Source organism: Neisseria sp. 83E34, from assembly GCF_001308015.1.
In the GTDB taxonomy this organism is placed as follows: Bacteria; Pseudomonadota; Gammaproteobacteria; order Burkholderiales; family Neisseriaceae; genus Neisseria.
The window spans coordinates 1-695 of the sequence record NZ_LGYH01000035.1 but is presented as its reverse complement, the minus strand read 5'-3'; the positions used below and the strand labels follow the sequence as shown (position 1 = coordinate 695).

The window sequence follows — 695 nt, the reverse complement described above, 5'->3', positions numbered from 1 at the left end:
AGCTTTACCCGCTGCTTTATTCCTTGAACCGATGGCATCTCCCGCATATTGCGCAGCATTGCCTAGCAAACTTCCCAAAGCTGCTTGGGTTGCCATCACGTCAGACACTTTAATCCCTTGGTTGTTTACAGCTTTATCGGCTAGCGATGCGAAAGAACTTTGAACCGCCGCGATTGATGCAGCCAATGCAAAAGTTTTATTAGGAGCTGTTGATGCAATCGCTGCCGCTGCCGCAACTCCTCCGGCAATATCACCATTTTGAAAACTATCTTTCAATGCTACGCTATTTATAATTTTATCCAAGTTATTTTGTACACCCATAACATTTTCCTAATTTGTTAAAAAATAATTTATTCTGTAATATTTATTAAATATTCATAGAAATGAACATTATCATTACAATTATTAAACAAAAACTATTTATCCAATAACAAATAGCAGCTATTATTGCTTTCACATTCCCTTTTTTACTCTCATCCTTTACCATATCCCAAATGTCAAAACTTGAATCGGATTCGAAATCCAATTCCGCCTTAAGTTCTTTCGTTAATTTTCTATATAAAAAATTAGACACAACAAACACAAAAATAGTTATAGTTAAAATAATTCTAGAAACTAAATTAAAACAATATAAAATTATTATATTTTAATAAAATAATAAAATAAAAATTACTAAACTAATCATAGATTTTCTA

The 695-nt window shown here is 31.7% G+C and carries 1 protein-coding gene; it reads right to left on the bottom strand.

Features of this window, described 5'->3' with window-relative positions; all coding sequences use genetic code 11:
- The coding region (locus tag AKG09_RS11515; RefSeq protein WP_156320851.1) for a hypothetical protein at positions 1-321 on the bottom strand (321 nt) is incomplete at its 3' end.
- Between the last annotated feature and the right edge of the window lie 374 nt (positions 322-695).